The following is a 25,691-nucleotide window of genomic DNA, read 5'->3' as shown; positions in this document are numbered from 1 at the left end:
GGCGCGCCCTTGCGCTTGCCGAATCCGGGATTTGGAGGACTTGGGTTCAAACGCTACTCAGCCAGGCTTTTGAGGCAAGCTTTGGACAAAAGACAAGGAGCCCGAAGGCTCCCTGTCCTATCAGTGCAGGGACTTGAAGAAACGGTCCCAATGGAAGTTGAGCCAGGTCCACGGCTTCCACAGCGACGAACCGTCCTTCCAGGACATCAGCACCAGGACGGCGCGGCCCTCCAGGTTTTCCGCTGGTACGAAGTCAACGCCGCCGACCGACATGGGGTAACGGCTGTCCTGCGAGTTGTCGCGGTTGTCGCCCATCATGAAATAGTGGCCCTCGGGTACGGTATAGAGGTCGGTGTTGTCGACAGAGCCGTCCTGAACGAAGTCCTGCATCAAATGGGTACGGCCGTCGGGCAGTTCCTCGCGCTGCAAGGTGCCGGTGCCATCGCGGTAGATGCTCGAACCGGGTGCGGTGCCCGCGATAGCGCCCAGAGTCGTCGTCTTGACCGCCTGGCCATTGATGTACAGTTGGTCGTTGGTCATTTGCACCGTATCGCCGGGCAGGCCGACGACGCGTTTGATATAGTCAGTCTTGTTGTCGACCGGCAGCTTGAACACGACGATATCTCCGCGCTTGGGCACGGTATTGAATAACCGCCCGTCGAACAGCGGAAGCGATATCGGCAGCGAATGTTTGGAGTAGCCGTAATCCCACTTCGATACGATGATGTAGTCGCCCTTGTAAAGGTTCGGCTCCATCGAGGCAGACGGGATGGTGAACGGCTGGAACAGGAGTGTACGCAGGAAAACTACCAGCAGGATGGCGACCCCGACCACCGAAGCGATCTCCTTGATTTCAGCGATGGCGATTTCCTGAGCCGTACGGGTATCCGCTTCAACGGCCTCACTTTCCGCTTCGACAGCAGCAGTCAGCTCGCTTTGAGGCTGCGCGTCATCCACAGCAGGCGCCGCTGCGGCCGCGATCGTCTGATCCGCCGGCTCCGGCGTGATGTTTTCGTCTTTGTTCATAAGGATTTGCCCCGCGGTCCTTGATGAGTTGCAGCAGGTAGTGCCTGCCGTACATTGGTCTTTCGAGTCCGAGCCCGAAGAGGTCGCCCCGTCGTCGTCAATAGTGACCTAACCACAGAATATGGCAAGCGCAAGGCTGTATTTTGTTGGTTACAGGTGTGACAAGACCGTCACGTTCAGATCGATTCGATAATCGCATAGGCGCTTGCGTAAGGATCCTCGTCGCTGAGCGACAGATGAACGTGGGCTGTACATCCTTCTGGCACAATGGCGCGCAGCCGTGCCGCGGCACCGGCATGAAGCAGCACATGGGGCTTGCCCAGGGCATCCGAGGTCACTTCGATATCGACAAACAGGAAGCCGCGCACCCCGGTCCCCAACGCCTTGGCGACAGCTTCCTTGGCGGCGAAGCGTTTGGCAAGGCTGAGATGGGGACGTGCCGCCGCAAAGGCGTGGCGCTGTTCGTCTGCGGTGAAAATGCGATCAAGAAATCGGCGTTCGAACCGGGTTACCGAGTCTTCGATACGCCGGGCGTCGACCAGATCGACTCCGATCCCGACGATCACGCTACACTCCGCTCGGCGTTATCAATCAGAAGTCGCATTCGTGTCACGGCCGCTTCCAGTCCGATAAAGATGGCCTCGCCGATCAGGAAGTGGCCGATGTTGAGTTCGCGGACGTGGGGAATATTGGCAATGAAAGGGACAGTATCGTAGTCAATACCATGGCCGGCATGAACCTCGATACCAAGTTCATGTGCCTGTGTAACCGCTGCAGCCAAACGCTTCAATTCACGATCGAAAACTGCGCGCTCCTGCTCACGATACGCGTCACAGAGTGCGCCGGTATGGAATTCAACAACCGGGGCCTCGATCTGGGCGGCCGCAGCGACCTGGAGGGGATCGGCGGCAATAAACAGCGAGGCGCGGATACCGGCCTTATTGAACAGCCGGACCGCTTCGCCGACATGGTTGATCTGGCCCGTGACGTCGAGGCCACCTTCGGTAGTGCGCTCCTGGCGGCGTTCCGGCACGAGGCAGGCGGCGTGAGGCTTTAGCTTCAGCGCCATGGCGACCATCTCATCGGTGACCGCCATCTCGAAGTTCAGCGGTGCGCGATGCGTGTCGCACACCTCCTTGATCGCCCAGACATCCTTGTCGATGATATGGCGGCGATCTTCGCGCAAGTGGGCGGTGATGCCGTCGACACCGGCCTGAAGCGCCAGGCGCGATGCCCGGATGGGGTCAGGTGCATGGCCGCCACGGGCGTTGCGGACCGTTGCGACGTGATCGACATTCAGGCCAAGCCGTATCCGTTCGCGCATGGGCCTAGACCTTGGCCAGGCGACGGGATCCGGGGTCCTCGACCGGGATCGCGGCCAGTTCCGGCGGCAGGCCATCGGCCGGATAAGCCGGCACTTTCAGAGATGCCAGAGCGATCAGGGGCACTCCGACATCGGCATCGCCGCCGGAGCGGTCGACGATACACGCGGCGGCAACGACCTCACCGCCAGCCTTGCGGATGGCGGCGATGCATTCGCGCGACGACAGGCCGGTCGTTACGATGTCTTCGACCATGACGACGCGATCGCCCGGTTCGATAGAGAAGCCGCGGCGTAGCTTGAATTCGCCGCCTTCACGTTCGACATAGATGGACGGCACCTTGAGGTGACGCGCGGTTTCGTAACCGGGGATGATGCCACCGACAGCCGGTGAGATAACAACATCGAGCTTGCCTATCCGGGCTGTGATCTTTTCAGCCAGCGCCTTGCACAGGCGCTCGCAGCGCTCGGCATTCATGAAGACAAGATTCTTTTGCAGGAACATCGGCGAATGCAGGCCGCTGGACAGGACAAAATGCCCCTCGCGCAGGGCATTGGCGGCGCGGAATTCGTTGATTACGTCTTCGGAAGTCATGTGAGTCTCGCAAGGCTATCGGGAGCGTGTAGCGCTTTCGGCCAGCCCTGTAAACGCATGGGATCAGGGGCCCACACCCCGTTCGTCAACAGAGCTAACCCCGAACTCTATCCACACTCTCGATCATTGGCGACGTCCTCAACGCCGCCGAAATATTGGTAATATGGCGCGCATCAAGCACCTCGATATCGAAATCGATATCCAGGAAATCCACAGCATTGGGCTTGATGTCGATCTTGACGATATTGCCCTTGGCCTCACCGATCAGGGTACAGGCCTGACCCAAGACTCCCGGTTTGTTCTGCATATTCACGCGGATACGCGCCACACTTAAGGTGTTCTTTTCGGCATTTAACGTCCAATGCAAGTCGATCCATGCGTCCTTGTCTTCGTCCAGCGCTTCCAGGCGTTCGCAATCGATCGAGTGAACATGGACGTCACCGCCTTCGACTATGCCGATGATGCGATCACCCGGCACCGGATGGCAGCAGGCCGAGAAAATCACCGTCTGCGAACTGCGAAGCGCCGACCCGCGAACAAAAGCCACACCGCCGCCACCATCCTTCACCCGCGTCAGTGTATCCGGCGAGAGCAGCAATGGCAGTTTCAGTCCTGGAAAAATCGCCTCCAGTATCTTGGCCGGAAAAATCTTGCCGCGCCCGCACAGTTCGAACAACTCGTCCTCATTCGTCACATGGAACCGCTCGAAAGCCGGTCGCCAGCTGATATCGGTGAGCCGCTTGTCCACCTGAGCCGCTGCGCGTTCCACGGCGGTGCGTCCGACGGTAATAAAATCATCGCGTTCACGCTGACGGATGTGACGGCGGATCGCTGACCGCGCCTTGCCGGTTACGGTCAGCGAGAACCAGTCCTGAGTCACCCGAGACTCCAAACCGGCTAGAATCTCGACCTGATCACCGTTCTGCAATACGGTGCGCAACGGCCTGTGTTCGCCATTGATAATGGCGCCGATAGCCTTTTCACCAATTTCCGTGTGGACAGCGAAAGCAAAATCCAACGGCATGGCGCCCCGCGGCAACGACACCAGCTTGCCTTTGGGCGAAAAGACAAACACCTGATCGGTGAACATCTCCATCTTGGCATGCTCTACCCAATCTTCGGAATCACCACCGCTTTCGACGATGCTGACAATGTCGCGCAGCGCCGCAATCGGGTTACGCCCTCCATTAGCTGTCGCCGCCTCTTCGTCGAAACCATAGGCCTGGTTCTTGTAACCCCAATGGGCGGCAACGCCCTCTTCTGCGACACGGTCCATCTCTTCCGTGCGAATCTGCAGCTCTATTCGCAAGCCCTTGTGACCGACAACTGTCGTATGCAGGGATTTGTAATTGTTGCTCTTCGGCGTCGAGATGAAGTCCTTGAAACGATCCTGCACGATCGGCCAGGCGCGATGGATAATCCCCAAGGCGCGGTAGCAATCGTCGGCGCTGTTGACCACCACGCGGAAGGCAAAGATGTCGGACAGTTGCGAGAAGCCCATCGACTTGCGCTGCAGCTTTTTCCAGATTGAATAGGGCGATTTTTCTCGGCCAGAGACGCGGGCGAACATGCCTTGCTTTTCCAGTTTGGCCGCCACATCGCGCGCAATGGCGCGAATCGAATCGCCCTTTTCTGTCCTCATCTCCTCCAGTCGGCGCACGATAGCGGCATTAGCCTTCGGGTTGATGTAGGAAAAGGCCAGATCTTCCAATTCAGTGGCGAATCGGTTGCAGCCGATCGACCGCGCCAGCGGTGCATAAACTTCCAGCGTCTCACGAGAAATACGTTCACGCTTCTCCGGCTTGACGAACTGCAGGGTACGCATGTTGTGCAGCCTGTCCGCCAGCTTGACCAGCAGGACGCGAATGTCGCGGCTGATGGCCAGGATGAACTTTCGCAGGTTTTCCGACTGCTTGGTGTATTCCGATTGCAGTTCCAGCTTTGTCAGCTTGGTGACGCCCTCGACCATATTGGCGACTTCATCGCCAAACTTGGCGGCGATTTCCTCGCGGGTCGCCGGCGTATCCTCTATGGTATCGTGCAGCAGGGCGGTGGCGATCGTCGCAGCGTCCAGCTTATAGTCGGTCAGGATCCCGGCAACCTCGATAGGATGGGCAAAGTAGGGATCGCCCGATGCCCGAAGCTGCGCCCCGTGCATGCGCATGGCGTAGACATAGGCACGATTGAGCATGGACTCGTCGACCGTCGGGTCGTAGGCCGCGACTCGCTCAATCAATTCGACCTGTCGCAGGAATTTGGGCCGGGGCGCTGACTTGAGCACTTCGGCGGCGGGCGCCACGGCGCCTTCACCGGCCGGTGACGTCTCAAGAATATTGGCCTGTTCACCTTCTGCAGACATCGGGTAGATTGAACCTTAAGACTGTAAACAAAAAGTGTCGCATGCCCTTGAATTAAGGCAAGCACGAAAAAGGCCCGGAGACGATCCGGACCTTTTTCATATGACTTTTTTGCAAGCAAAATCCAGTAGCGCTCTATTAGTAGCGCTCTTCCTGGCCACCGTCGCGGTCGGACTGCAGAGCACGGATCAGTTCGCTTTCCGACATCTGCTGATGCTGGGGATCGGCCAGCAGGGCCAGGGTTTCAGCCTCTTCCTCGGCCTCCGTGCGCTCGTCAACGCGTTGCAGCGAAGCGATCAGGCTTTCGGTGAGGATATGCGGCTCGATTACCTTGTCGGCGATTTCGCGCAGCGACACCACCGGGTTCTTGTCATTGTCACGATCAACGAGGATCGCGGAGCCCGAAGAGATGGCACGGGCGCGGTGAGCGGCCAGCAGGACAAGGTTGAAACGGTTGTCGATCTGTTCGACACAGTCTTCGACGGTAACGCGAGCCATGGGCGGACCTCAGCAATGGGAAAAGAGCGCCATCAGCCGCGACTCATCGTCCGCGTCCGGCGCTCGGAACAGGTTGCGGCCTCTATATAGCGTCCGATACGCGAAAACAACATATTCCTGATCCTCCAACGTGACCTGCAAGCGCATTGACTTGGCAAGCCGCACGTCCTAATGGCGCCCCATGCCCATGTTGCCAGATCCCGAAATCAAATATCGCCCGTTTTCTCTGGGCGTGGACATGTCCGACCGGACCTGGCCGTCGAAGACTGTGGCCAAGGCGCCGCGCTGGCTGTCGACGGATTTACGTGACGGCAACCAGGCACTGGCCGACCCCATGGACGTGGAGAAGAAGATGATCTTCTTCAACATGTTGCTGACGATTGGTCTCAAAGAAATTGAGGTCGGTTTTCCCTCAGCCTCGCAGACCGAATTCGACTTTGTGCGCAAGCTGATCGAGGAAAATCTTATCCCCGATGACGTCGCCATCCAGGTCCTGACTCAATCGCGCGAAGACCTTATCAGACGCTCATTCGAATCCTTGCGGGGCGCTAAACGGGCCATTGTCCATCTCTATAACGCGACCTCGCCGCTGTTTCGGCGCGTCGTTTTCGATATGGAACGAGGCGACGTCCTGGCTTTGGCCGTCAAGGGCGCTACGCTGCTGCGCGACGAAGCCGCTAAACAACCCTATACCGACTGGTCGTTCGAATACAGCCCTGAGACCTTCACCGCCACCGAGCCGGATTTCGCGCTCGAGGTCTGCGAGGCCGTTATCAAGGTCCTGCAGCCGACGCCGCAAAAGCCGTTGATCCTGAATCTGCCGGCCACCGTCGAAGTCGCCGGCCCGCACACCTATGCCGACCAGATCGAGTGGTTCTGCCGCCATGTCTCGTGCCGCGACAGCGTCGTCATCAGCCTGCACCCGCACAACGACCGCGGCACAGGGACGGCAGCCGCAGAACTGGGCCTGCTGGCCGGTGGTGATCGCATAGAAGGATGTCTTTTCGGGAACGGCGAACGCACGGGCAATGTCGACCTGATCACGCTGGGTCTGAACCTGTACACCCAGGGCATCGCACCTGAACTCGATTTCTCAAACATGCGCGAGATCGTGCGCACGGTTGAACACTGCAACAATATACCTGTCCACCCGCGCCACCCCTATGCTGGCGAACTGGTCTTCACCGCCTTTTCCGGCTCGCACCAGGATGCCATCCGCAAGGGGTTTGCCGCCCACGAACAGCGAAATGATGGCATCTGGGACATGCCCTACCTGCCGATTGATCCGGCCGACCTCGGCGAGAGCTACGAAGCCGTCATCCGCGTCAATTCGCAGTCGGGCAAGGGCGGAATCGCATGGATTCTGGAACAGGCGCACGGCCTGAAATTGCCGCGCCGACTGCAGATCGACTTTTCCCGCAAAATCCAGGACATCACCGACGCCACAGCGCGCGAATTGTCCTCGGCTGAGATATGGAAGGCTTTCCAGGAAGCCTACCACCTCAACGGCGGCCGTTACGGCCTGATCGCTTACGAACAGGCCGCCGCCGTCCATTCCGGCACGCAGCGCACCTTTGTCGGCCGAATCGTCAAGGAAGGCGTCGAAGCCTCGGTTATTGGCCACGGCAACGGCCTGATTTCCAGCGCGATCGAAGCGCTGAACGACCATTACGGCTTGGAACTGGAAGTGATGGACTATGGTCAACATGCCCTGACGAAGGGGTCGCTCAGCCAGGCCATCGCCTATATCGAATGTAAGACCCCCGACGACGGTCGCGTCTTCGGTATCGGTATCGACGACGATATCGCCACCGCCTCGGTCAAGGCTGTCCTGTCGGCCGCCAACGGATTGTAATCGCCTGTCGCGTGGCAAAGGTTGCGCAGCTGGCCTTCGACCCGTAAAAGGTTAACGGAGCTAAGCCCGGGGGCGAATGTGGACACTGGAACTTCGGAATTGAGCGACGACTTTTATCGCATCCTGCGCGATACGGACCTGCGCATCAAGACCAGCGCCCGGGCGCACTGGAACACGACCAATATCCTGGAGAGTTATGCCCGAGTCACGACCTTCCTGGTGATTACCGGTGGCGGGCTGGTGTCTTTGGTCGTCGCCATACCGATCGCCTTTGAAGAAGTCTATGCCGGTTACAACCTGATGATCAATCTCAGCATCTTTTTCCTAGGCGGCCTTACCTCGATCATCTCGACCTTCCAGGCGATTTTTCGCTGGACCGAAAGGGCGCAGTCGCACCGTATCGCCGCGAGCCATTACACCAACGCCCGCCGGCGGCTTGAAATGATGGAACTGAACCTGCCCGGTTCGGTGGAAGAATTGACCCACATCCTTGAAGAGCTGACAAGGCTGAGCGATATTACGCCGTCCGTACCAGAACCTATATGGCGCAAGGCCTTCCGCAGCGTCCACAGCGAGACGTAATGTCCGCGCCCTATCTCAACCTCGACAACGGCGACTATCTGATTCCCCAAGGTAAGATCGCTATGGTGGTTACCTATCTCGAGCAACTGGCGCCGCCAGATCGCGATAGCGTACTCGCGCCCGAAGGCGTCGCGCTGGAAGCATGGCCAAAGGTCGATATCGAATCCTACCTCGACCTCTTCAAGGCCATAGGCGCGCCTTGGCTGTGGTTCGGCCGTCTGCTGAAATCACGCGCCGATCTGCAAGCCCTGTTTGCCGACACCAACCACTTTACTTGGACCGTGATCCGCGACGACCGCCGCATCGGGCTGCTGGAACTTGACTATCAACCCGACGGCAATGTGGAGGTGTCCTATTTTGGCTTTGTGCCCGGCGAGACCGGCCAGGGCTTGGGCCGCTGGCTGATGGATCAGGCCCAGCGCCTTGCCTGGGCCGATGCCTCGACCCGGCGCGTCTGGGTCCATACCTGTAGCGCCGATGACCCAAGGGCGGTGCCCTTCTATCAGAGCATGGGTTTTGTCCCCTACGCCCGCGGCATCGAGATCGCCGACGATCCGCGACTGAGCGGCCTCCACGACTTGGACTCCGGCCCGGCAACCCTGCCCCTCATCCGTTAACAGACCTTCTTCTTCGCGTCTTCGCGTCTTCGCGTGAAACATGCAACTGTCAGTGCAGTCCCGCTATTCGTCAGAGCCCGCTCTCCGTCACTGAAGTAGGCTCACGCGAAGGCGCGAAGACGCGAAGTTCAGGTTGGCGAATGCGTACGGCGCCAGTGTAATGGGCTGTCAAAGCCATGTGCCCAGGCCCCCTGCTTGTTGGCCTTTGCCCACTGTTCATCTGCCAGATACTTCGTCGAATAACTGCGATAGGCCACACCCAATCCCCGGCGAACCATTTCACGACCCAGATCGACGCCGGAAGATGACTTGCAAATCGCAACTACGCGGCCATAGCTGTCGATATCTTGCTGTTCGCAAGTAATAACGCCTTTGCCGATAAGGCCTTCCAGCGCCACGGTGGCTTTCCCGCCGCAAGCCATTCGCCCGCAGGTCTGGCCTTCCTCGAAGGCGTCGATGCCGAACAACCGGATATGCCGGCCCTTGATGACGAGGGTGTCGCCGTCGATCGCCCACGCCTTGCCCGACAGGACACGCGGTGCGGCCTCGGCTGGGCCGGCCATCACCACCAGCAATGGACAGAGCGAAACAAGACGTGACAGCATTCTAAATCCCCGGGCGTTGCCTTTGAAGCACACATTGGCTAAGGCGGCAGCCATGATCAATAGCCTTGTAACCGCGTGCGCCACCATCCAGTTGGAAATTCTGTCCAAGCTGATTTGGGCCGCGCGCCAACTCTTCAAACCCAAGGCTCTGTAAGTTCGGTCCCCTCCCGTTTTGCAGCGCCACGCCCCGGCGCCGTAAATCCTACAAGGCGCCAGATGAAAGTCTCCGCCGATGTCCGCCTCCGCAAAAAATCCCAAACCCTCTCACGGTTGGCTCGCCACCTGGGGCGGTTACATTTTTGCGGCCCTGGGCGCCTTCCTGTTCGCCAGCAAAGGCATTTGGATCAAGCTCGCCTACCAGTATGACATCGACGCTTCGTCCCTTCTGGCGGTTCGCCTGCTTCTGGCCACACCCTTCTTTGTTATCGGTGGCCTTGCGACCTATTGGCGGATGAAATCCCGCGGCATCGAAGGCCCGCCCCCCATTGCCAAACGGCCGGACCTCTACCTGAAAACGCTGGCCGTCGGCGCCCTGGGCTACTGGTTCGCCAGCTATACCGACTTCGAAAGCCTGGTCACCCTGACGCCGCAGTTTGAGCGGCTGATCATCTTCACCTATCCCTTGTTCGTCATTGTCTTCGGCGCCATGTTTTTTCATCAGAAGATGCGCGTCTCGGCCCTGTGGACCTTTGCCGTCGCCTATGCCGGTATCGCCTTCATCTTCATCACCGACTTGCGCATCCAGGGCTCGGCCATCGTAACCGGCGCGCTCTGGTGCATGGCGTCATCGGTGTCGTTCGCCCTCTATCTTCTGCTGGCCAAGCCGCTGATCGCCCGCATGGGGCCGTCCCTGTTCACATCCTGGGCCATGTCCGGTGCGGCGATCGCCACCTTCATCCACTTCCTCATGGTCCACCGCCTGAGCGACATCCACTGGAGCCCCGGCCTGTTCTGGCTGACCTTGGGCCTGGCCATCGGTGCCACCGTGGCCCCCAGCTACCTGACCAACTTCGCGCTGAGCCGGATTTCTTCGCAGGCCAATGCGGTGATCAGCTTCATCAACCCAGTCTTCACGCTGGCCATGAGCGTTCTGATCCTGCGCCTGCCGGCCACCTTCGCCGACATTATCGGCACGCTTCTTGTTCTCCTGGGAGTCGGCCTCTACACTTGGCTGGATCAACGCGCGGCCAAACAGGCGGCTCAATCAATCGGATGAGCATCACGCGCGACGGTGACGGCGGCAAAAAGCTCCGTCGCCGTGCGTCCGGACAGCGGATGAATCCATTCCGGCAGGATGTCCGTCAACGGTCCCATCACGAAGCCGCGATCCGCCGCACGTGGATGCGGCACGATGATGCCGTCCTTACCATCGAGAATCACCCTTTGGTAGGCGATCAGGTCCAAATCAATCACCCTGGGTGCGTTTTTATGAACACCTCTCACGCGGCCAAGGTCAGCTTCTACATCATGCAAAAACTGCAATAATTCCGTCGGTTCCAGAAGTGTCTTCACAGATAGTACGGCATTCACATACTCCGGGTCCTGAGGATTTGGCCAGGCCTGCGACTGCCACAAACGTGAAATTTTGTTAATGAAAAGTCCGCCCCCCTGCAAAGTCTTGACAACATGGCCGAAAGCTTGCGATGCAGTCTCCGTGCCCGACGACAGGTTGGACCCGTAGGCAATTAAAACTGCCTGAGTGTTGTCGCTCACCTCTTCACCCATCATTTTCACCGCTTATTTTGAGAGAGTATTTAAAATGAGCTTTTATCCTACCGACAAGATCGCGCTTTTTATCGACGGCGCCAACCTTTATTCGGCCGCCAAGGCGCTGAACTTTGATATCGATTACCGCAAGCTTCTCGACGAGTTTCGCAAGCGCGGCGTCTTGATCCGCGCTTACTATTATACCGCCCTCGTCGAAGGCGACGACTATTCGCCCATTCGGCCATTGGTGGACTGGCTCGATTACAATGGCTTTGCCCTGGTCACCAAGACGGCCAAGGAATATGTCGACAGCCAAGGCCGCAAGCGCTGGCGCGGCGACATGGACATCGAAATCGCCTGCGACATGATGGAAATGGCCGGCAATGCCGACCATCTGGTGCTGTTCTCAGGTGACGGCGACTTCCGCCGCCTGATCGAAGCCGTTCAGCGCAAGGGTTGCCGTGTCACCGTCGTCTCGACCGTCAAGTCGCAACCGCCGATGACCTCGGACGAACTGCGCCGTCAGGCTGACACCTTCGTCGACCTGGCCGATCTGGCCTCGGTTGTCGGTCGGCCGCGTCAGGTTCATCAAAACTCGCCCAAGTTCGTCGCGGCCGAGGATTTTGACGAGGCCTGATCTTCAGGAGACTAAGCCATGCTCCGTTACGCCGGCCCTATCGGACACATCGCCGTCGCGGACTTCGGGCAAGCCCGTGCGTTCTGCGAAGGCGTCCTGGGGCTGGAATTCGTGCGCAAAGACGGCTTTGCCATTGTGATGCGCTCAGGCCAGATCATGCTGCGGCTGAGCGTTCCTCCTGAAGTTACACCGGTGAGCTATACTGTCTTCGGCTGGGAGGTAATGGAGATTGAGACCCAGGTCGCCGACCTGACCGGACGCGGCGTGGTTTTCGAACGCTATGGCCGCCTCGGCGATGACCAGGACGAAGCGGGCCGATGGCTCACGGCGCATGGCGACAAGGTCGCCTGGTTCAAGGACCCGTTTGGCAACCTGCTTTCGCTCAGCCAGCATGTCGAACCCTGATTGCGACTGCCGTCTGTGCCCGCGGCTTGTCGACTACCGGGACAGCAACCGTTTAACCGAACCCAGCTGGCATAATGCGCCAGCGCCGCCATTCGGCGATCGCAACGGCCGCCTGTTGATCGTCGGCCTGGCTCCCGGCCGCACGGGTGCTAATCGGACCGGCCGGGTCTTCACCGGCGATGCGGCCGGCCGCATGCTGTTTCAAACCCTGATTGCGACCGGATTGGCCAGCGGCACCTACCGGGAGGACGGCCGCGACGACATCAAATTACACGACTGCCTGATCACTAACGCGGTCCTCTGCGCCCCTCCGGGCAACCGACCTCTACCAAGCGAAGAAACGACCTGCCGCCCGTACTTGACAGCGATCATAAAAAACATGCCGCGCCTGAAAGTCATTGTCACCCTGGGGGACGTCGCCCGTCGCAACCTGCTGAAAGCCCTGGGAAAACCCGCCTCGGCCATGACCGGAGGCCACGGTTCGACTGCCGTTTTCGGCGACGTCACCGTCATCAGCAGCTTTCACTGTTCCCGGCTGAACCTGAACACCGGCCGTCTGACACCGACCATGTTCGCTACAATATTTGCGCAAGCTCGGACCTATGCGTGACCGCCATCGAATTGATTCACTATCCGGCGCCGGCACCGCTATCCCGATGGACAATCCGACATCTTGACGACCGAGGCAGCCCGACCGATTATCAAAGCATGGTGTCGTCAGGGAAAAAACTTGCGGAATCAGCCAGGTCTAAGCGCCGTAGCGGCGACAACCCTGGGGCCGTGACAGACTATACTCGTGCTGAGGCGGCCTACACTTTAGAAGGCGACAAGGGCGGTCGAGCCTATTGCCTGCGACATCGAGGCGATATCCTGCGCGAGCTCGGGCAGACGACCGAAGGCGAAATCAGGTTGCGCGAAGCTGAGCGCCTTTATCGTCAACTTGACGATCCTCTTGGCCTGGCGAACACCTTACGTTGCCTGGCTCTCATGCGGGATGACATCGCGGCCACAGCCTTGTGGTTGGAAGCTCGCCTTCTCTATCAATCTCTCGGCGTGGAGGCAGGGATAGCAGAGGCAGATTGTCACCTCGTTTCCCACTCCCGCGCATCGGAATGACAGGAGTCCAGGCTGCTCCTCCACGATCTTCAAAATCGTTTCCTGTCACGGGCCCACTAAGGCCCTTCTAGGGCGGGATGGCTTTTGGTAGAATCGCCATATCGCTCTAAGTTTTTGTTTTGCGGCGCAATTTATCCGAAACGTGCTGCACACTTTATCGGATTGCGCTATAGGGCTACCCCTTATCCCGCAACAGCCTGGCCTTGTCGCGGTTCCAGTCGCGCTCGGCTGAAGCCTCGCGCTTGTCGTGGTTCTTCTTGCCCTTGGCCGTGCAAACTTCGAGCTTCACCCGGCCCTTGTCGTTGAAATACAGCTTGGTGGCGATCAACGTCATGCCCTCTCGCTGAATCGCGTTGATCAACCGCACGATTTCCTTGCGGTGCAGCAGCAGTTTGCGATGCCGGCGCGGCTCGTGGTTGAAGCGATTGGCCTGGGTATAGATCGGGAAGTCGGCATTGATCAGGAACAGTTCATCGTTCTTTTCGACGCTGACATAGGATTCGGCGATATTCGCTCGCCCAAGGCGCAGCGACTTGACCTCGGTACCGGTCAGCATCAGGCCGGCCTCAATCGGGCTTTCGAGGAAATAATCGAAGCGCGCCCGACGGTTATCGGCGATGACCTTATAGTTGTTCTGTTCTTCTGCCATTACGGTTCCATGTGGCGACCGACCCGGGAAAGGTCAAGGTCAGGCCAGTTCCAGCCCCGCCCGCGTCATCGCCTCATCGACCATCGGGCGTACCGCCGCGCTGCACGACGTGATCGGTAAACGCACCTCGTCGCTGCATACGCCCAGGCGGCTCAAGGCGTACTTGGTCGGCGATGGCGACGAATCGGCGAACAGCACCTTGTGTAACTTGATCAGTTTGTCCTGCCACTGCCGCGCTGCGTCAAAAGCCCCTTGCTGAGCCGCGGTGTACAGCGCGACCATGGCTTCCGGCGCCACGTTCGACGTCACCGAAATCACGCCATGCCCGCCGTGCGCCATATAGCCCAACAGGGTCGGATCATCCCCCGATATATAGGAGAAGTTGCTGTCGATCTCGATCCGCATCTGGCTGATTCGTTCCAGGTCGCCGGTGGCGTCCTTGATGCCCACGATATTGGGCAGCTTCGCCAACCGGATGACCGTGTCATTGCTCATGTCGACGACGGTGCGGCCGGGCACGTTGTACAACAAAACCGGAATCTGAACCGAATCGTTTATTGCCTTGAAATGCTGGAACAAACCTTCCTGCGACGGCTTGTTGTAGTAAGGCGCGACCACCAGCACGGCATCGGCACCGACGGCCTTGGCATGCTGCGCCAGTTCGATGGCTTCGGAGGTGTTGTTCGATCCGGCGCCGGCGATCACCTTGACCCGGCCGGCGGCCTTTTCGACGCAGAACCTGACCACCTGCTTATGCTCCTCGACCGTCAGGGTCGAGGTCTCGCCTGTCGTTCCGACCGGCACGAGGCCATGTACACCAGCGGACATCTGGCGCTCAATGTGCGCTGCGAAAGCGGGATAATCGACGTCTCCGTTTTTGAACGGCGTCACCAGGGCGGTGATCACGCCCGAAAAGGCAGGACGAAGAGCAGAATCGGTCATAGAAAGGCACCTGTACGCGGGCGAAGTGTGGCTTTTGGCCCAGCACACGAAAGTTTATCGGGAAAATAGCCATAGATAAGCCGGGCTTGCGCTGCAATGGTCTTTATAAAAAGAAACTATGGCCTATAGTCTCGCTCTATCGCTCGCTTTTGGATGATTTGATGACGACGCTCCAACGCCGCCCCATGTCCCGCTTTTTGCGCCCGTACGCTGGTTTTACGCGAAAAACCATGCTGATTTGTGGCGTCTGTGCGGTTAGCCTGGCCTTGCTACAACCGGTGGCCGCCCAGGACGACCCGGAGGCTGCTGCGCCAATGAGCACCCAGGGTATGCCGTTGACCGCGCCAGCCACTGCGACTCAGCCACCTCAAGCCTATGCTGGCGGCAATCTGTCCGATTCGGACCGCCAGGCCCTGGCCTCAGCGCTGCAGTACGTCCGCACCCGCAACTACGCCCAGGCCGACAGCCTTGGCCGTACCATTAGCCATCCGGCGGCGCGCAAACTGGTCACCTGGCACATTCTTAACAACGACGGGCAGGGCATCTTTAGCTTTGCCGCCCTGGACGCAGCCCGCCGCGACCTGTGGGGCTGGCCGCGTGAAGGCAAGCGCCAGACTGCAGCCGAAAGGATGATCGGCCTTTCGGGCATGACGCCCCAGCAGACTGTCGACTGGTTCAACGGCTCGCCGCCGCAAACCGTCGAAGGCGCTTCTGCCCTGATCACAGCCTATGGCCTGCTGGGACGCACGGTTGAGGCCCAGACGCTGGCCAAGACCTGGTGGACGACCAAGGTCTTCGACTCCGGAGCCCAGGCCAACTTCTACCAGGCCTTCGGACGCTATCTGGATCTGGCAGATCACATCGCACGCCTGGCCTGCCTGGCGCTGAACAGCCAGAGCGCCTCGTCACAGTCTATTCGCGACCTGTATCCCCATCTCGACCAGCATCAACGCAACATCGGTCAGGCCGTCATTGCCATGCGTACCGGCGCCGCCGGCAGCGACACCCTTTACCAGACTGCCCTGGCCGGCGACCCCGCCAACCAGGTGCTGGCCTTCGCTCGCGCCAAATACCTGGCCGGCCGCGACCTGGAATCGCTCGGTTACGGCATCCTGCCCAACCTGCCGCCGGCCTCGATAAGCCCAGAAGCCGCCAAGCAGATGTACGATCTGCGCCTGACCTATTTCAAAACGGCTCTGAAGGAGCGCAACTACCGCGCCGCCTACGACGCCATGAACGGTGGTGGGTTTGCACCAGGCGAAAGCATGGCCGAGGCCGAGTTCTTCGCCGGCTGGATGGCTCTGGTCAAGCTCAATGACAAGGAGGCGGCCCTGCGCCACTTCCATGCCCTTGCCACCGCCGGCACATCGCCGATAACCATGGGCCGCGCCAACTACTGGCTCGGCCGCGCCTATGAAGCGCGCAACGACGCGTCGAAGAACGACACCTCCACCGCCCAAACCTATTACGCCAAGGGCGGTCAGTACATCTATGCCTTCTACGGTCAGATGGCAGCGGAAAAAGCCGGAATCAAGGAGATCGTCCTGGGTAAGGATCCGATACCCAGCCAGGCCGATCGCGACCGCTTTAACGGACGTGAACAGGTCCAGGCGGCACGCATCCTGGGCGGCATGGGGGAAATCGATCTTTTCCGGATGCTCTCCTTGCACATCGGCACCACCCTGCCCAATGCCGAGGAACAGGCCCTGCTGGTCGACATGTCATCCATGTACGACACGCCGATCAACACTATGAAGGTCGCGCGCCAGTCTATGCAGCGCGGCTTCTACCTGCCCGAGCGCGCCTATCCCTTACGCACCATCCCGGGCAATCCATCCTCGGCGGAGAAAGCCTTTGTTTTGGCCATCGCGCGCCAGGAAAGCGGCTTCGATCCGTCCGTGCGTTCGCACGCCAATGCCCGCGGCATGATGCAACTGATCCCGTCGACGGCACGCGCCGTGTCGCGCCGCCTGTCGCTGGGCTACACCGAATCCAAGTTGTATGAGCCAGAATACAATATGACGCTTGGGTCCTATCACCTCGGTGAACTGGTCGACATGTTCAATGGCTCCTACATCCTGGCGGCCGTCGGTTACAATGCCGGCCCCAGTCGCATGGGCACCTGGATCGGCAATTGCGGCGATCCGCGTGGGGAGTCAGCCGATGCGCTCAGCTTTATTGAATGCCACCCGTTCAGTGAAACCCGCAACTATATGATGCGAGTCACGGAAAACACTCGCGTTTATCGCGCCAGGCTCAACGGCGGCCGCGCGCCTCTTACGGCTCAAGCCGACCTGACGCGCGGCACGCCAGCCCCGATAGGGGCGTTCGATCCGGAAGAGTTCAGTGATATGCCAACTGGGCCCATCGCCTATGGTGAGCTTCAAAATGGCCAGGGCGTGGCCACGGCGGCGGCCATTGCGGCAGGCGGTGTCGCTGCCATGAAGCCGATAGCCGACCCCAAGCCTGTCGCCGCTAAGCCCTCCAAAAAGAAGAGCGCTTCGACCAAGACCGGCACCAAAAAGAAGGCCACGACGAAAAAGAAGAAGCAAAACTAGAAAGGGTATCCGCAGATTGCACAGGTTACCCAGATTTGGAGGCTTTGCTCTGCAGCGCACGGCAGAAGAAATCTGTCCATTCTATGTAATCCGTGGACCAAGTTTTTCTACAGCAGTGGCAGGCTTTCCAACCGCAACATCCGCTGCCCATCGACAATACTAAGCTCACCTTTTAGATTGAATGCTTCGGACAAGTGCTTGGCTGAGAATATAATTTCTGGACCCGCCATCTTCACCAGCTGACCTCGATGCATCAGCATCACTTCGTCAGCAAACTGTGCCGCCAAATGCAGGTCATGGAGGCTGAGGACGACCGTCCTGCCCTCGGCTGCCCGCTCGCGCAGACGGATCAGTACATGGCGCTGCCACGCCGGGTCCAGCGCGATCAAAGGTTCGTCGAGCAGATAGATGTCCGCCGACGACACCAGAACACGCGCCAGAAGCACGCGCGCTCTCTGACCGCCTGACAGACCGAAGACACCGCGATCGCTAACCTCCTGCAAGCCCAGCGCCTGAAGCTCGGCAAACGCCTTCTGGCGCGCCAGTTCGGGCGTCAGGTGGGGGCAGCCCAGGGCTGCCACATCGACGCTGGGCAAATCCCAGGCAATGGTGCGTTCCTGCGGCAGATAGGCCATATGAGCCGCGCGGCGCATCGGCGGCATCGTCACGACATCCTCATCGTTCAGTCTGACCCGCCCCGCATTCAGCCGCAGAAGCGACGCCATCGCCTTCAAAAGGGTCGTCTTGCCGGCGCCGTTGGGGCCGACAAGGACATAGAGCTTGCCCGGTTCCAGACGGGCGGTGACCGACTGGACGACCGTGTCGCCGCCCAGGATCACGCTGACATCGCTAAGATCGAGCGTGGCCATCAGTCCTGCATCCATGAACGGGCCGACCGATAGGCCAGAATGGCAAACAGAGGTGCACCGATCAGCGAGGTCAGCACCCCCAGTCGCAATTCCCCCGAGGCCGGGATAAGCCGAACGCAGCCGTCAGCAATCAGCACCATCAACCCCCCGGCCAGGGTCGACGGCCAGATCAGTCGGTACGGATCCTTTATCCCCAGGGCTCGGACCAGATGTGGCGACGCCAGGCCGACAAAACCGATTACCCCGGCGACGGCGACGGCCAGGCCGGCCAGCAGCGAACTTCCGAATACAATTGCCTGAGTCAGCCGTGTCATATCGATACCCATGGAGCGCGCCGTTTCTTCACCCAGGGTCAGGAAACGCAGGCCGCGGCCCAAGTGAAGGCTGAGTGCCCCGACCACCACCAAGCCGAACACGGTCAGGAGAACATCGAACCAACTGCGGTTCTGGACGCTGCCCATCGACCAACTGAGGATTTCGGCTGTAGTCACCGGCGATGGTGACAGATTGAACACCAGCGCCATAAGCGCGCCGCACAGGGCCGACAGGCCAACCCCCAGCAAGATCAGCGCCTGGCGTTGCGGGAAACGCTGCACGAACAGCAACAGCAAAACGGCGATTGCGGTAGCGCCGATCATGGCGAAGCCCTCGACGACGAAGGGTATCAAACCCAGCCCGAGCACGATGGCGATTGAGGCCGCCAGACCTGCCCCGGCTGAAACCCCCAACAAACCAGGCTCGGCCAGCGGATTGCGGAGCAGACCCTGCATCAGGGCACCACTCATGCCCAGCATGGCGCCGACTCCGACGGCGGTCAGGTTGCGCGGCAGGCGGATCCCCCACACCACCTCGGCGCCGACCGATCCTGGACGCACCAGGGCATCGCCCCACGCATGCAGGCTTAAGGGAACATCGCCCAGCAACATCAATGCGATGACGAGAACGGCTGTGGTGATGGCAAGTCCGATATTGAGCGCGGAGGTCGAAACAAGCATCAACGGAACCCCTGCAGCGACAGGCTTTCGATGTCATACGCGGTGAACCAGCCGCCGCAGGCTACGGCCCGGGACGGCAGGATCAGATTAGGCCTGGCAGAGATGATCCGCCGAACGATCGGGCTGCGGCCTGGAACGCGGCGCATGGCGACGGAATCATCAAAAAAGGCCAGCGCAAAAACATCCGGCTTTTTGGTCAGCATAATCTCAGGGGAGAGAAAGTAAAATCCCTTGGTTTGGGTTTCCATGCGGAAGCCCAGACGCGTCAGCATGTCGCCGATCATGGTGTCTGGGCCGGCGCTGTAGCCGCCTGGCGTATAGTACAGTACCGTCCGGCCGCGACCAATGTTCTGGATATTGTCAAGCGTTTCCTCAAAACGACGGGCCTCGATGCGGGCACTGGCCGGCTGGCCGACGGCGTCGCCGACGCGATAAAGCTCATCGCGCGCCTGATCGTAACTCGATACATCATTGATTGTTACAATCTTTATGCCGTGATGTTGGAGCCGTTGCAACAGGCGCAGATCGCCGCCCCACGTGCGAACCACGATATCCGGTTGCAGGGACAGAATTGTTTCCAGATAGGGCTTTACCCGACGTATGGTGCCGACGCGATCGCGAAAAAAAGATTCCGGAAGGGTTGCGCGATCGGACACGGCGGCGATATCCGCCTGCGGTACCAGCCCGAGGACATACTGGTCGGCGCAACCGTCCAGGGATACGATTTTCGGCGGCCTTGAGCTTGCCTGGCTCAAACTGGCGTGGGCAGCGCCGGCGCTGATCCCCATGACGATAGCCACCCAGGTCAGGAAATACTGTGCCCACCGAACCCGCATGACTGGTTTTGCCGCTCCTGAAAGTCCCCGCAACGCGTGTACAAGGATTCTTCGCGAAGGCGAACACTCCGAACAAGGCTTTTTCTGTGCTTAACCGCTTGCGACGGCGCGGCCTTGGCCGTATGGCGAAGCCATGATCATTTCCGATACGCCAAGCCTTTTGCGGACCGAAGCCTGGAGCGACTATGCCCTGGTCGATTCCGGCCATGGCCGCAAGCTGGAACGATATGGCGACTATCTGGTCGTTCGCCCGGAACCGCAATGTTGGTGGGTGCCGAAACATCCGGATCTGTGGGAGCGCGCCGATGCCGCCTTCGATCCGGCGGTGGACGAAGACGAGGGCCGCTGGACCTTTTCACGCAAACCGGCTGAGCACTGGGCGTTGGGCTGGGGCGATGTCAGGTTCAATGGCCGCTTCACCAATTTCCGCCACCTCGCCTTCTTCCCGGAACAGGCCGCCAACTGGGCGTGGCAAAAGCGGGCCATCGCTGCTCGCCCGGGCATGCGGGTATTGAACCTGTTCGGATACACCGGTGTGGCCAGCCTGGTTGCGGCGTCTGCCGGCGCCAAGGTCACGCATGTCGACGCTTCGAAAAAAGCCATCGCCTGGGCTCGCGATAACGCCGCCTTGTCGGGCCTGACCGAGGCGCCGATACGCTGGATCTGCGAAGATGCACGCAAATACGTCCAGCGTGAAGTCAAGCGCGGTTCCAAATACGAAGGCATAATCCTCGATCCGCCGAAATATGGCCGCGGTCCGACTGGCGAAGTCTGGCGCCTGTTCGAAGACCTGCCGGAAATGGTCGATCTGTGCGCCCAACTCCTTAGCGACGATGCCGCCTTCCTGTTGCTCAACGCCTATGCCGCCCGCGTATCCGGCCCGGCTCTGGCGCACCTCGTTGCGCAGGCCGTCGGCACGCGCGGCGGTCAAGTCGACTTCGGCGAACTGACTCTGTGCGAAGACACGAAGCCGCCTAAGGGCGTGAAACCATCGCCGGTGGCGCCTCGCGAAATCGGCCTCAGCTTCTTTGCGCGCTGGCAGGGCTGACAGCATGATCAAGCAGATCACCTCGCTGACCAACCAGACGGTCAAGGACATCCGCGCCCTGCATATGCGCAAGGAACGCGATGCCACCGGCCGATTCCTGGCTGAAGGCCTCAAGATCATCATCGACGCTCTCGATCAGGGATTTGCGCCGCTCATCCTGGTGTTCGGCAAGTCCGACGACCGCCATCCGATGCTGGACCGCGCTATTCGCGAAACCCTTGCGGCCCAGGGTGAGGTTCTGGAAGTAACCCACGAAATTCTCGAAAAAATTTCGCGTAGGGACAATCCCCAGATGGTGGTCGCGGTCTTCACGCAACAGGCCAAAACCCTGGCTGATATCGATCCCGCCGGCAATGATGTCTGGGTTGCCCTGGAACAGGTCCGCGACCCGGGCAATCTGGGCACCATCATCCGCACAGCTGACGCGGCTGGGATCGGCGGCGTCATCCTGATCGGCGACTGCGTCGATCCATTCAGCGTCGAAACCGTTCGCGCTACTATGGGATCGGTCTTCGCCCTGCCCGTCATTAAGTGCACGCGCGAGGAATTCCTGGCCGATCGCGTCCGCTGGACCGGTTCGGTCGTCGGCACCCTGCTTAGCGCTACCCACAATCACCGCACGGCTGACTACCGCCGCCCGACCCTGATCCTGATGGGCACAGAGCAGTCGGGCCTAACCCCCGACATTGCGGCCACCTGCGACACCCACGTCAAGATCCCAATGAAGGGCCGCGCCGACAGCCTGAACCTGTCTGTGGCCACCGGAATCATGATCTACGCCGCGGCAGCCCTGTAAACCTCGGAATATTAAAAAGAATTAAGGTGAAATCGGTTCATTCCCGGTTCATCGATGAAACCTTAGCGTCACGACATATGAGACTTATCACCAAAGGGGCTCCTCATGCACATCAAGTCCGCAGCACTCTTCGTCAAACTCAGCTGCGTCGTCGCGCTGGCCGCCTGCCTGTCGGGCTGCCTGATCGTTGTCGACGGCAGGGATGACGACTTCCACCACGACGCTCCGACGAAAGACGAAAAGCCGGCCGAAACCGGCAGCTTCTAACCAAAAAGGACTTTCATCATGAAAACCATTGCCATTCGCCTGTTCGCCGCCGCCCTCCTGGCGGCAAGTCTGTCCGGCTGCATCATTATCGACGACAGGGGCAGCGATGACTTCGTCCAGAGGCGCTGACTTTATGCATAGTCGTAGGCACCGCCGCGTTCCAGTGCTCGTTGATAGGCCGGCCGCGCATGGATGGTCTTCAACCAGGCCTTGATGTGTGGCCGGTCGACGCCACCCCGACTGGTCGCTGCCTCCAGGGGGAAGCTCATCATTATGTCGGCAGCGCTAAAGCTATCGCCGGCAAACCATGGCGACGATGCCAGAGTGCCTTCCCACAACTCAACATGGGCTGCGAGGTTCGGCGTCACCAATTGTCGCTCGATGGCCTTGGCGATGCCCGACGCGATCGGGCGGAGGAAAAATGGCGTCCGCTTGCGCATCTGCATGGTCACCAGCTTTAGCAATAGCGGCGTCATGAAGCTACCTTCGGCAGCGTACATCCAGTAGGTATAGCGCATGTGCTCGGGCGTACCGATCCTCGGCGCCAGCCGGGCGCCATAGGTAGCGACCAGATATTCAATAATCGCCCCACTCTCTGCAATCGTGCCGACCCGGTCGCTGATCACCGGCGACTTGCCCAAAGGATGTATGGCCTTCAGTTCCGGCGGCGCCATCATCTGCGCGTTGCGCTTGTAGAACTTGATCTCATACGGCAGGCTCAATTCTTCCAGCAGCCACAGGACTCGTTGTGAACGCGAATTATCGAGGTGGTGAACGGTGATCATGGCGGCTCCTGTTTCTCTCTGTATACGCGATTCCCCTGAAACGGTTCAGGTGCCGCGCGGTTTAGCCCGGGTTGTCGGGTCGGCTTCACGCGGATTCTCCGGCCAAACGTGGCGTGGATACCGCCCTTTCATATCACTGCGGACCTCGCTCCAAGAGCCATTCCAGAAGGCCGGCAGGTCCTTGGTGATCTGAATCGGGCGGTGCGCTGGCGAGAGCAGGGCCAGGGTGAGCGGCGTCCGGTTAGGACCAACGGTCGGATGGACGGTAGTGCCATACAGCTCCTGAACCCGAACTTCCACCCGGGGGCCGCTCTCGGCGTTGTAATCGATACGCATGTTCGAACCCGTAGGCATGCGGAGCGTTTCCGGCGCAAGTTTTTCCAAACCACGCTGTTGGTCATGGGTCAACATCGCCCTCAGCGCCTCATAGGTCTGCTGGTTCGAAAGCGAAAGCATAGACTTGCCGGCGGTATAGGGCCCCAGCCACGTTTCCAGTCCTGTCAGAAGCGCCTCGTCAGACAGGTCTGGCCACGTCTCGTCCTGTCCGCGCATGAAGGCCACACGTGCCCGAAAAGCCTGCGACGTTTCAGACAGGTTAAGCGCTTTCAAACCCTTGGCCTGGATTTCCTCAGATTCCGCATGAAGCAATAGGTGTACCGGTACCTTATCGAGAGGTTTCGACGACAGCACCACCGCGCCCAAGCGGGTCTGATCGAAGGCACGGAATCGGCCGTTGCTCTTGTCGAGCACCGTGGCGCGTTCCAGCCGATCGCCGAACAGGCTCAGTATATCCGCTTCGGTGAGGCCGGCCCCCAGGAGGATGCGGTCGCGGTCTTTGCCGCCGCCCAGGTCGCCGACGGCCAGATAGGTCTGGCGCGCCAGAACGTCCGTTTCATCGACATAGACGCCGCGGCCATTGGCCATGACGAACTCCCCCGGCTTTCCACGCGCTTTGGCGATACGTTCCGGAAACGCCTCAGCTAAGAGCTTGTGTGAGATATGCTGCATAAACGATTGTTTTGCCGTGATCAGGGCCTGAGCCTGACGCGCCCATCCCTGAGCCAGTTGCCGTGCCTGGACCACCTTAGGGGTCTTGTCGCGCGACAGCCCCTCCAATCGCAAATCGAGATCGGTCGCCTTGCCCCCCAGACCGCTCTCCGAGAGTAACGCGGCCAGATGAGCACCCGTCTCGGCAGCACCGTTCTCGGCGGCTTTCAGCAGCATATTGGCCAGGCGTGGCGCCATAGGCAATTGCGCCATCCTGCGGCCGTGGGCAGTGATTTCGCCCTGCCCGTCTAATGCGCCGAGAGCCTGCAACAACCTGACCGCCTCAGTCATTGCGGGCTTTGGCGGATGATCCATTAGGGTCAGTCGCTCGGTCGATTTGGCCCCCCACAGCCGCAGCGACAGAGCCAGCTGCGACAGATCGGTTTCGAGGATTTCCGGGTTAGCGAAAGGGATTAGCGACCGGTCCTGCTCTTGGTCCCAAAGCCGGTAGGCGTCCCCAGCCTGGGTCCGGCCGGCCCGGCCGCGGCGCTGATCGGCCGAGGCCTTCGACACCCGTTCGGTGACAAATCGCGTCACGCCCCGCGCCGGATCGAATCTTCCCAGCCGCGACAAGCCGCAGTCGACAACCATACTCACCCGATCCAGAGTCAGCGAGGTTTCGGCAATGGCGGTTGCCAGGACGATCTTGGGATGGCCGGCCACATTACGCCCCAACACGTGCGCCTGATCGCGGAAGTCCATAGCCCCGAACAGCTTGTGAATTTCGATCTCAGGCGCTACCCCGGTTTCCTCGATAAAGCGGGCGACGCGGTGGATTTCCCCCTGGCCCGGCAAGAAGACCAGCAGGGTTTCTGCGGTGTCAGGTTTCAACTTTTGGCTGAGGCGTGCCACGTGCCGGGCGATATCGGCTTCCAACGGCTTGGTCTGGTCGCGGCCGAGATAGTGGGTGGTGACCGGAAAGCTGCGCCCCAAAGACTGGAAACTGCGCGCATCCGGCAACAGGTTCAGGATACGCTCGCCGTCCAGGGTCGCCGACATGATCAGCAAGCGCAGATCGTCGCGCAATACGGCCTGGCTGTCACGGGCAAAAGCCAGGCCGAGATCGGCATCCAGGCTGCGTTCGTGGAACTCGTCGAAGATCACACAACCCACACCGTCGAGACCGGGGTCGTCGAGGATCCGGCGCGAGAAAATGCCCTCGGTAACCACTTCGATGCGGGTCCTGGCGCTCATCTTTGATTCGCCCCGGACCCTGAAGCCGACGGTTTGGCCGACCGGTTCGCCCAGGGTCTCCGCCATGCGTGCCGCCGCCGCCCGGGCCGCCAGCCTGCGCGGTTCAAGCAGAACAATGGATTGCCCTGCCAGCCAAGGCTCGTCCAGCAGCGCCAGGGGTACGCCTGTGGTCTTGCCGGCACCTGGTGGTGCAATGATCACCGCCGTAACGCTGTCGCGAAGGAAGGCCTTGAGCGGCGGAAATATTTCTTCGACGGGCAGCATTCCGCTCACCTAGCAGAAGACGGCAGAGACGCAAATTCTTCCCTTTGCGATATGCCGTTGCCAAAGGGACTTTATGACGATAGCGTTACGGTTTGATGCGGTTAAGCGACCGCAAACGCG

At 60.0% G+C, this 25,691-nt stretch carries 27 protein-coding genes; 12 read left to right on the top strand and 15 right to left on the bottom strand.

The genetic code is table 11. The features are described 5' to 3' along the window. Positions 1-120 precede the first annotated feature (120 nt). The 6 genes from lepB to rpoZ form a co-directional block, all read right to left on the bottom strand. On the bottom strand, positions 121-1,026 hold the full coding sequence (gene lepB / locus ABAC402_RS26095) for a signal peptidase I (RefSeq protein ID WP_023448644.1): 906 nt from the start codon (positions 1,024-1,026) through the stop codon (positions 121-123). Between the two features lie 176 nt (positions 1,027-1,202). Beyond that, a complete protein-coding gene (acpS, locus tag ABAC402_RS26090; protein WP_023448643.1) occupies positions 1,203-1,592 on the bottom strand; it encodes a holo-ACP synthase in 390 nt (129 codons plus the stop codon). Continuing rightward, entirely contained in the window at positions 1,589-2,350 is a 762-nt protein-coding gene (locus tag ABAC402_RS26085) for a pyridoxine 5'-phosphate synthase (RefSeq protein WP_023448642.1), read from the bottom strand. The genes acpS and ABAC402_RS26085 overlap by 4 nt, the downstream gene beginning before the upstream one ends. A 4-nt stretch (positions 2,351-2,354) precedes the next feature. Then, on the bottom strand, positions 2,355-2,942 hold the full coding sequence (pyrE, locus tag ABAC402_RS26080; RefSeq protein WP_023448641.1) for an orotate phosphoribosyltransferase: 588 nt from the start codon (positions 2,940-2,942) through the stop codon (positions 2,355-2,357). Positions 2,943-3,036: 94 nt separating this feature from the next. After that, on the bottom strand, positions 3,037-5,301 hold the full coding sequence (locus tag ABAC402_RS26075) for a bifunctional (p)ppGpp synthetase/guanosine-3',5'-bis(diphosphate) 3'-pyrophosphohydrolase (protein ID WP_023448640.1): 2,265 nt from the start codon (positions 5,299-5,301) through the stop codon (positions 3,037-3,039). A gap of 136 nt (positions 5,302-5,437) precedes the next feature. Further along, positions 5,438-5,797, bottom strand: coding sequence for a DNA-directed RNA polymerase subunit omega (gene rpoZ / locus ABAC402_RS26070; protein WP_023448639.1), 360 nt, complete (start codon positions 5,795-5,797; stop codon positions 5,438-5,440). A 181-nt stretch (positions 5,798-5,978) separates the two neighbouring features. On the opposite strand from rpoZ, the gene leuA reads away from it, so the two are divergent. The 3 genes from leuA (at position 5,979) to ABAC402_RS26055 (ending at position 8,851) form a co-directional block, all read left to right on the top strand. Then, positions 5,979-7,652, top strand: coding sequence for a 2-isopropylmalate synthase (gene leuA / locus ABAC402_RS26065; protein ID WP_023448637.1), 1,674 nt, complete (start codon positions 5,979-5,981; stop codon positions 7,650-7,652). Between the two features lie 78 nt (positions 7,653-7,730). After that, a complete protein-coding gene (locus tag ABAC402_RS26060; RefSeq protein ID WP_155847328.1) occupies positions 7,731-8,234 on the top strand; it encodes a hypothetical protein in 504 nt (167 codons plus the stop codon). Then, positions 8,234-8,851, top strand: coding sequence for a GNAT family N-acetyltransferase (locus ABAC402_RS26055; protein ID WP_023448635.1), 618 nt, complete (start codon positions 8,234-8,236; stop codon positions 8,849-8,851). Before ABAC402_RS26060 ends, ABAC402_RS26055 begins: the two co-directional genes overlap by 1 nt. 128 nt (positions 8,852-8,979) lie before the next feature. On the opposite strand, the gene ABAC402_RS26050 is transcribed toward ABAC402_RS26055, so the two are convergent. After that, complete coding sequence (locus ABAC402_RS26050; protein WP_023448634.1) at positions 8,980-9,456, bottom strand: thermonuclease family protein; 477 nt, start codon at positions 9,454-9,456, stop codon at positions 8,980-8,982. A 232-nt stretch (positions 9,457-9,688) separates the two neighbouring features. Here ABAC402_RS26050 and ABAC402_RS26045 point away from each other — a divergent pair, with 232 nt between their 5' ends. Continuing rightward, positions 9,689-10,672, top strand: a complete 984-nt coding sequence (locus ABAC402_RS26045) for a DMT family transporter (protein WP_023448632.1) — start codon at positions 9,689-9,691, stop codon at positions 10,670-10,672. Here ABAC402_RS26045 and folK read toward each other — a convergent pair. Then, positions 10,657-11,184: a 2-amino-4-hydroxy-6-hydroxymethyldihydropteridine diphosphokinase gene (gene folK / locus ABAC402_RS26040; RefSeq protein WP_023448631.1), complete on the bottom strand. Its 528-nt coding sequence runs from the start codon at positions 11,182-11,184 to the stop codon at positions 10,657-10,659. The two genes, ABAC402_RS26045 and folK, sit on opposite strands and share 16 nt — an antisense overlap. Before the next feature lie 31 nt (positions 11,185-11,215). On the opposite strand from folK, the gene ABAC402_RS26035 reads away from it, so the two are divergent. From ABAC402_RS26035 to ABAC402_RS26020, 4 genes are read left to right on the top strand one after another with little or no spacing between them, the layout of a single operon-like run. Further along, the gene (locus ABAC402_RS26035) at positions 11,216-11,800 is read left to right on the top strand and encodes an NYN domain-containing protein (protein ID WP_023448630.1); all 585 of its coding nucleotides are present in this window, start codon (positions 11,216-11,218) and stop codon (positions 11,798-11,800) included. A gap of 18 nt (positions 11,801-11,818) precedes the next feature. Then, positions 11,819-12,205, top strand: a complete 387-nt coding sequence (locus ABAC402_RS26030; RefSeq protein ID WP_023448629.1) for a VOC family protein — start codon at positions 11,819-11,821, stop codon at positions 12,203-12,205. Further along, positions 12,192-12,815, top strand: coding sequence for a uracil-DNA glycosylase (locus ABAC402_RS26025; RefSeq protein ID WP_023448628.1), 624 nt, complete (start codon positions 12,192-12,194; stop codon positions 12,813-12,815). The genes ABAC402_RS26030 and ABAC402_RS26025 overlap by 14 nt, the downstream gene beginning before the upstream one ends. Beyond that, entirely contained in the window at positions 12,812-13,321 is a 510-nt protein-coding gene (locus ABAC402_RS26020; protein WP_155847327.1) for a hypothetical protein, read from the top strand. The genes ABAC402_RS26025 and ABAC402_RS26020 overlap by 4 nt, the downstream gene beginning before the upstream one ends. Before the next feature lie 175 nt (positions 13,322-13,496). Here the strand turns inward: ABAC402_RS26020 and smpB are convergent, their stop codons facing one another. Together smpB and dapA are read right to left on the bottom strand one after the other, a co-directional pair. After that, entirely contained in the window at positions 13,497-13,970 is a 474-nt protein-coding gene (smpB, locus tag ABAC402_RS26015) for an SsrA-binding protein SmpB (RefSeq protein WP_023448626.1), read from the bottom strand. A 39-nt stretch (positions 13,971-14,009) separates the two neighbouring features. Beyond that, positions 14,010-14,912 carry a 4-hydroxy-tetrahydrodipicolinate synthase gene (gene dapA / locus ABAC402_RS26010; protein ID WP_023448625.1) on the bottom strand — a complete coding sequence of 301 codons (903 nt, stop codon included), beginning with the start codon at positions 14,910-14,912 and terminating at the stop codon, positions 14,010-14,012. A gap of 230 nt (positions 14,913-15,142) precedes the next feature. Between dapA and ABAC402_RS26005 the strand changes: the two genes are divergently transcribed. Further along, positions 15,143-17,470, top strand: a complete 2,328-nt coding sequence (locus tag ABAC402_RS26005) for a lytic transglycosylase domain-containing protein (protein ID WP_023448624.1) — start codon at positions 15,143-15,145, stop codon at positions 17,468-17,470. A gap of 107 nt (positions 17,471-17,577) precedes the next feature. Here the strand turns inward: ABAC402_RS26005 and ABAC402_RS26000 are convergent, their stop codons facing one another. The 3 genes from ABAC402_RS26000 to ABAC402_RS25990 are packed head-to-tail and all read right to left on the bottom strand — an operon-like array spanning position 17,578 to position 20,170. Then, entirely contained in the window at positions 17,578-18,339 is a 762-nt protein-coding gene (locus tag ABAC402_RS26000; protein WP_023448623.1) for an ABC transporter ATP-binding protein, read from the bottom strand. Continuing rightward, the gene (locus ABAC402_RS25995; protein ID WP_023448622.1) at positions 18,339-19,334 is read right to left on the bottom strand and encodes an iron ABC transporter permease; all 996 of its coding nucleotides are present in this window, start codon (positions 19,332-19,334) and stop codon (positions 18,339-18,341) included. Before ABAC402_RS25995 ends, ABAC402_RS26000 begins: the two co-directional genes overlap by 1 nt. Beyond that, complete coding sequence (locus ABAC402_RS25990) at positions 19,334-20,170, bottom strand: ABC transporter substrate-binding protein (RefSeq protein ID WP_023448621.1); 837 nt, start codon at positions 20,168-20,170, stop codon at positions 19,334-19,336. The genes ABAC402_RS25995 and ABAC402_RS25990 overlap by 1 nt, the downstream gene beginning before the upstream one ends. A 133-nt stretch (positions 20,171-20,303) precedes the next feature. On the opposite strand from ABAC402_RS25990, the gene ABAC402_RS25985 reads away from it, so the two are divergent. From ABAC402_RS25985 to ABAC402_RS40125, 3 genes are all read left to right on the top strand, one after another. Beyond that, positions 20,304-21,218, top strand: a complete 915-nt coding sequence (locus ABAC402_RS25985) for a class I SAM-dependent methyltransferase (RefSeq protein ID WP_023448620.1) — start codon at positions 20,304-20,306, stop codon at positions 21,216-21,218. A 4-nt stretch (positions 21,219-21,222) separates the two neighbouring features. Further along, positions 21,223-22,014, top strand: a complete 792-nt coding sequence (locus ABAC402_RS25980; protein WP_023448619.1) for an RNA methyltransferase — start codon at positions 21,223-21,225, stop codon at positions 22,012-22,014. Positions 22,015-22,119: 105 nt separating this feature from the next. Continuing rightward, positions 22,120-22,281 carry a hypothetical protein gene (locus tag ABAC402_RS40125; RefSeq protein ID WP_023448618.1) on the top strand — a complete coding sequence of 54 codons (162 nt, stop codon included), beginning with the start codon at positions 22,120-22,122 and terminating at the stop codon, positions 22,279-22,281. Positions 22,282-22,412: 131 nt separating this feature from the next. Here ABAC402_RS40125 and ABAC402_RS25975 read toward each other — a convergent pair whose 3' ends face one another. Continuing rightward, on the bottom strand, positions 22,413-23,066 hold the full coding sequence (locus tag ABAC402_RS25975; RefSeq protein ID WP_023448616.1) for a glutathione S-transferase family protein: 654 nt from the start codon (positions 23,064-23,066) through the stop codon (positions 22,413-22,415). Between the two features lie 45 nt (positions 23,067-23,111). Then, positions 23,112-25,571: an ATP-dependent helicase HrpB gene (gene hrpB, locus ABAC402_RS25970; protein WP_023448615.1), complete on the bottom strand. Its 2,460-nt coding sequence runs from the start codon at positions 25,569-25,571 to the stop codon at positions 23,112-23,114. Positions 25,572-25,691 lie beyond the last annotated feature (120 nt).

The sequence above is a fragment of the Asticcacaulis sp. AC402 genome (assembly GCF_000495835.1).
Classification (GTDB): Bacteria; Pseudomonadota; Alphaproteobacteria; order Caulobacterales; family Caulobacteraceae; genus Asticcacaulis.
This window is presented reverse-complemented; position numbering and strand designations above follow the sequence as displayed.

Excerpts from the sequence above, each read along its gene's own strand:
- ABAC402_RS25995 (WP_023448622.1), bottom strand. The coding sequence starts at position 19,334 with ATGCTTGTTTCGACCTCCGCGCTCAATATCGGACTTGCCATCACCACA.
- dapA (WP_023448625.1), bottom strand. The coding sequence starts at position 14,912 with ATGACCGATTCTGCTCTTCGTCCTGCCTTTTCGGGCGTGATCACCGCC.
- smpB (WP_023448626.1), bottom strand. The coding sequence starts at position 13,970 with ATGGCAGAAGAACAGAACAACTATAAGGTCATCGCCGATAACCGTCGG.
- pyrE (WP_023448641.1), bottom strand. The coding sequence starts at position 2,942 with ATGACTTCCGAAGACGTAATCAACGAATTCCGCGCCGCCAATGCCCTG.
- ABAC402_RS26035 (WP_023448630.1), top strand. The coding sequence starts at position 11,216 with ATGAGCTTTTATCCTACCGACAAGATCGCGCTTTTTATCGACGGCGCC.
- ABAC402_RS40125 (WP_023448618.1), top strand. The coding sequence starts at position 22,120 with ATGCACATCAAGTCCGCAGCACTCTTCGTCAAACTCAGCTGCGTCGTC.
- leuA (WP_023448637.1), top strand. The coding sequence starts at position 5,979 with ATGCCCATGTTGCCAGATCCCGAAATCAAATATCGCCCGTTTTCTCTG.
- rpoZ (WP_023448639.1), bottom strand. The coding sequence starts at position 5,797 with ATGGCTCGCGTTACCGTCGAAGACTGTGTCGAACAGATCGACAACCGT.
- folK (WP_023448631.1), bottom strand. The coding sequence starts at position 11,184 with ATGATGGGTGAAGAGGTGAGCGACAACACTCAGGCAGTTTTAATTGCC.
- ABAC402_RS26085 (WP_023448642.1), bottom strand. The coding sequence starts at position 2,350 with ATGCGCGAACGGATACGGCTTGGCCTGAATGTCGATCACGTCGCAACG.
- ABAC402_RS26045 (WP_023448632.1), top strand. The coding sequence starts at position 9,689 with ATGTCCGCCTCCGCAAAAAATCCCAAACCCTCTCACGGTTGGCTCGCC.
- ABAC402_RS25975 (WP_023448616.1), bottom strand. The coding sequence starts at position 23,066 with ATGATCACCGTTCACCACCTCGATAATTCGCGTTCACAACGAGTCCTG.
- ABAC402_RS25980 (WP_023448619.1), top strand. The coding sequence starts at position 21,223 with ATGATCAAGCAGATCACCTCGCTGACCAACCAGACGGTCAAGGACATC.
- ABAC402_RS26055 (WP_023448635.1), top strand. The coding sequence starts at position 8,234 with ATGTCCGCGCCCTATCTCAACCTCGACAACGGCGACTATCTGATTCCC.
- ABAC402_RS26000 (WP_023448623.1), bottom strand. The coding sequence starts at position 18,339 with ATGGCCACGCTCGATCTTAGCGATGTCAGCGTGATCCTGGGCGGCGAC.
- lepB (WP_023448644.1), bottom strand. The coding sequence starts at position 1,026 with ATGAACAAAGACGAAAACATCACGCCGGAGCCGGCGGATCAGACGATC.
- ABAC402_RS26025 (WP_023448628.1), top strand. The coding sequence starts at position 12,192 with ATGTCGAACCCTGATTGCGACTGCCGTCTGTGCCCGCGGCTTGTCGAC.
- ABAC402_RS25985 (WP_023448620.1), top strand. The coding sequence starts at position 20,304 with ATGATCATTTCCGATACGCCAAGCCTTTTGCGGACCGAAGCCTGGAGC.
- ABAC402_RS25990 (WP_023448621.1), bottom strand. The coding sequence starts at position 20,170 with ATGCGGGTTCGGTGGGCACAGTATTTCCTGACCTGGGTGGCTATCGTC.
- hrpB (WP_023448615.1), bottom strand. The coding sequence starts at position 25,571 with ATGCTGCCCGTCGAAGAAATATTTCCGCCGCTCAAGGCCTTCCTTCGC.
- ABAC402_RS26075 (WP_023448640.1), bottom strand. The coding sequence starts at position 5,301 with ATGTCTGCAGAAGGTGAACAGGCCAATATTCTTGAGACGTCACCGGCC.
- ABAC402_RS26005 (WP_023448624.1), top strand. The coding sequence starts at position 15,143 with ATGCTGATTTGTGGCGTCTGTGCGGTTAGCCTGGCCTTGCTACAACCG.
- ABAC402_RS26050 (WP_023448634.1), bottom strand. The coding sequence starts at position 9,456 with ATGCTGTCACGTCTTGTTTCGCTCTGTCCATTGCTGGTGGTGATGGCC.
- ABAC402_RS26030 (WP_023448629.1), top strand. The coding sequence starts at position 11,819 with ATGCTCCGTTACGCCGGCCCTATCGGACACATCGCCGTCGCGGACTTC.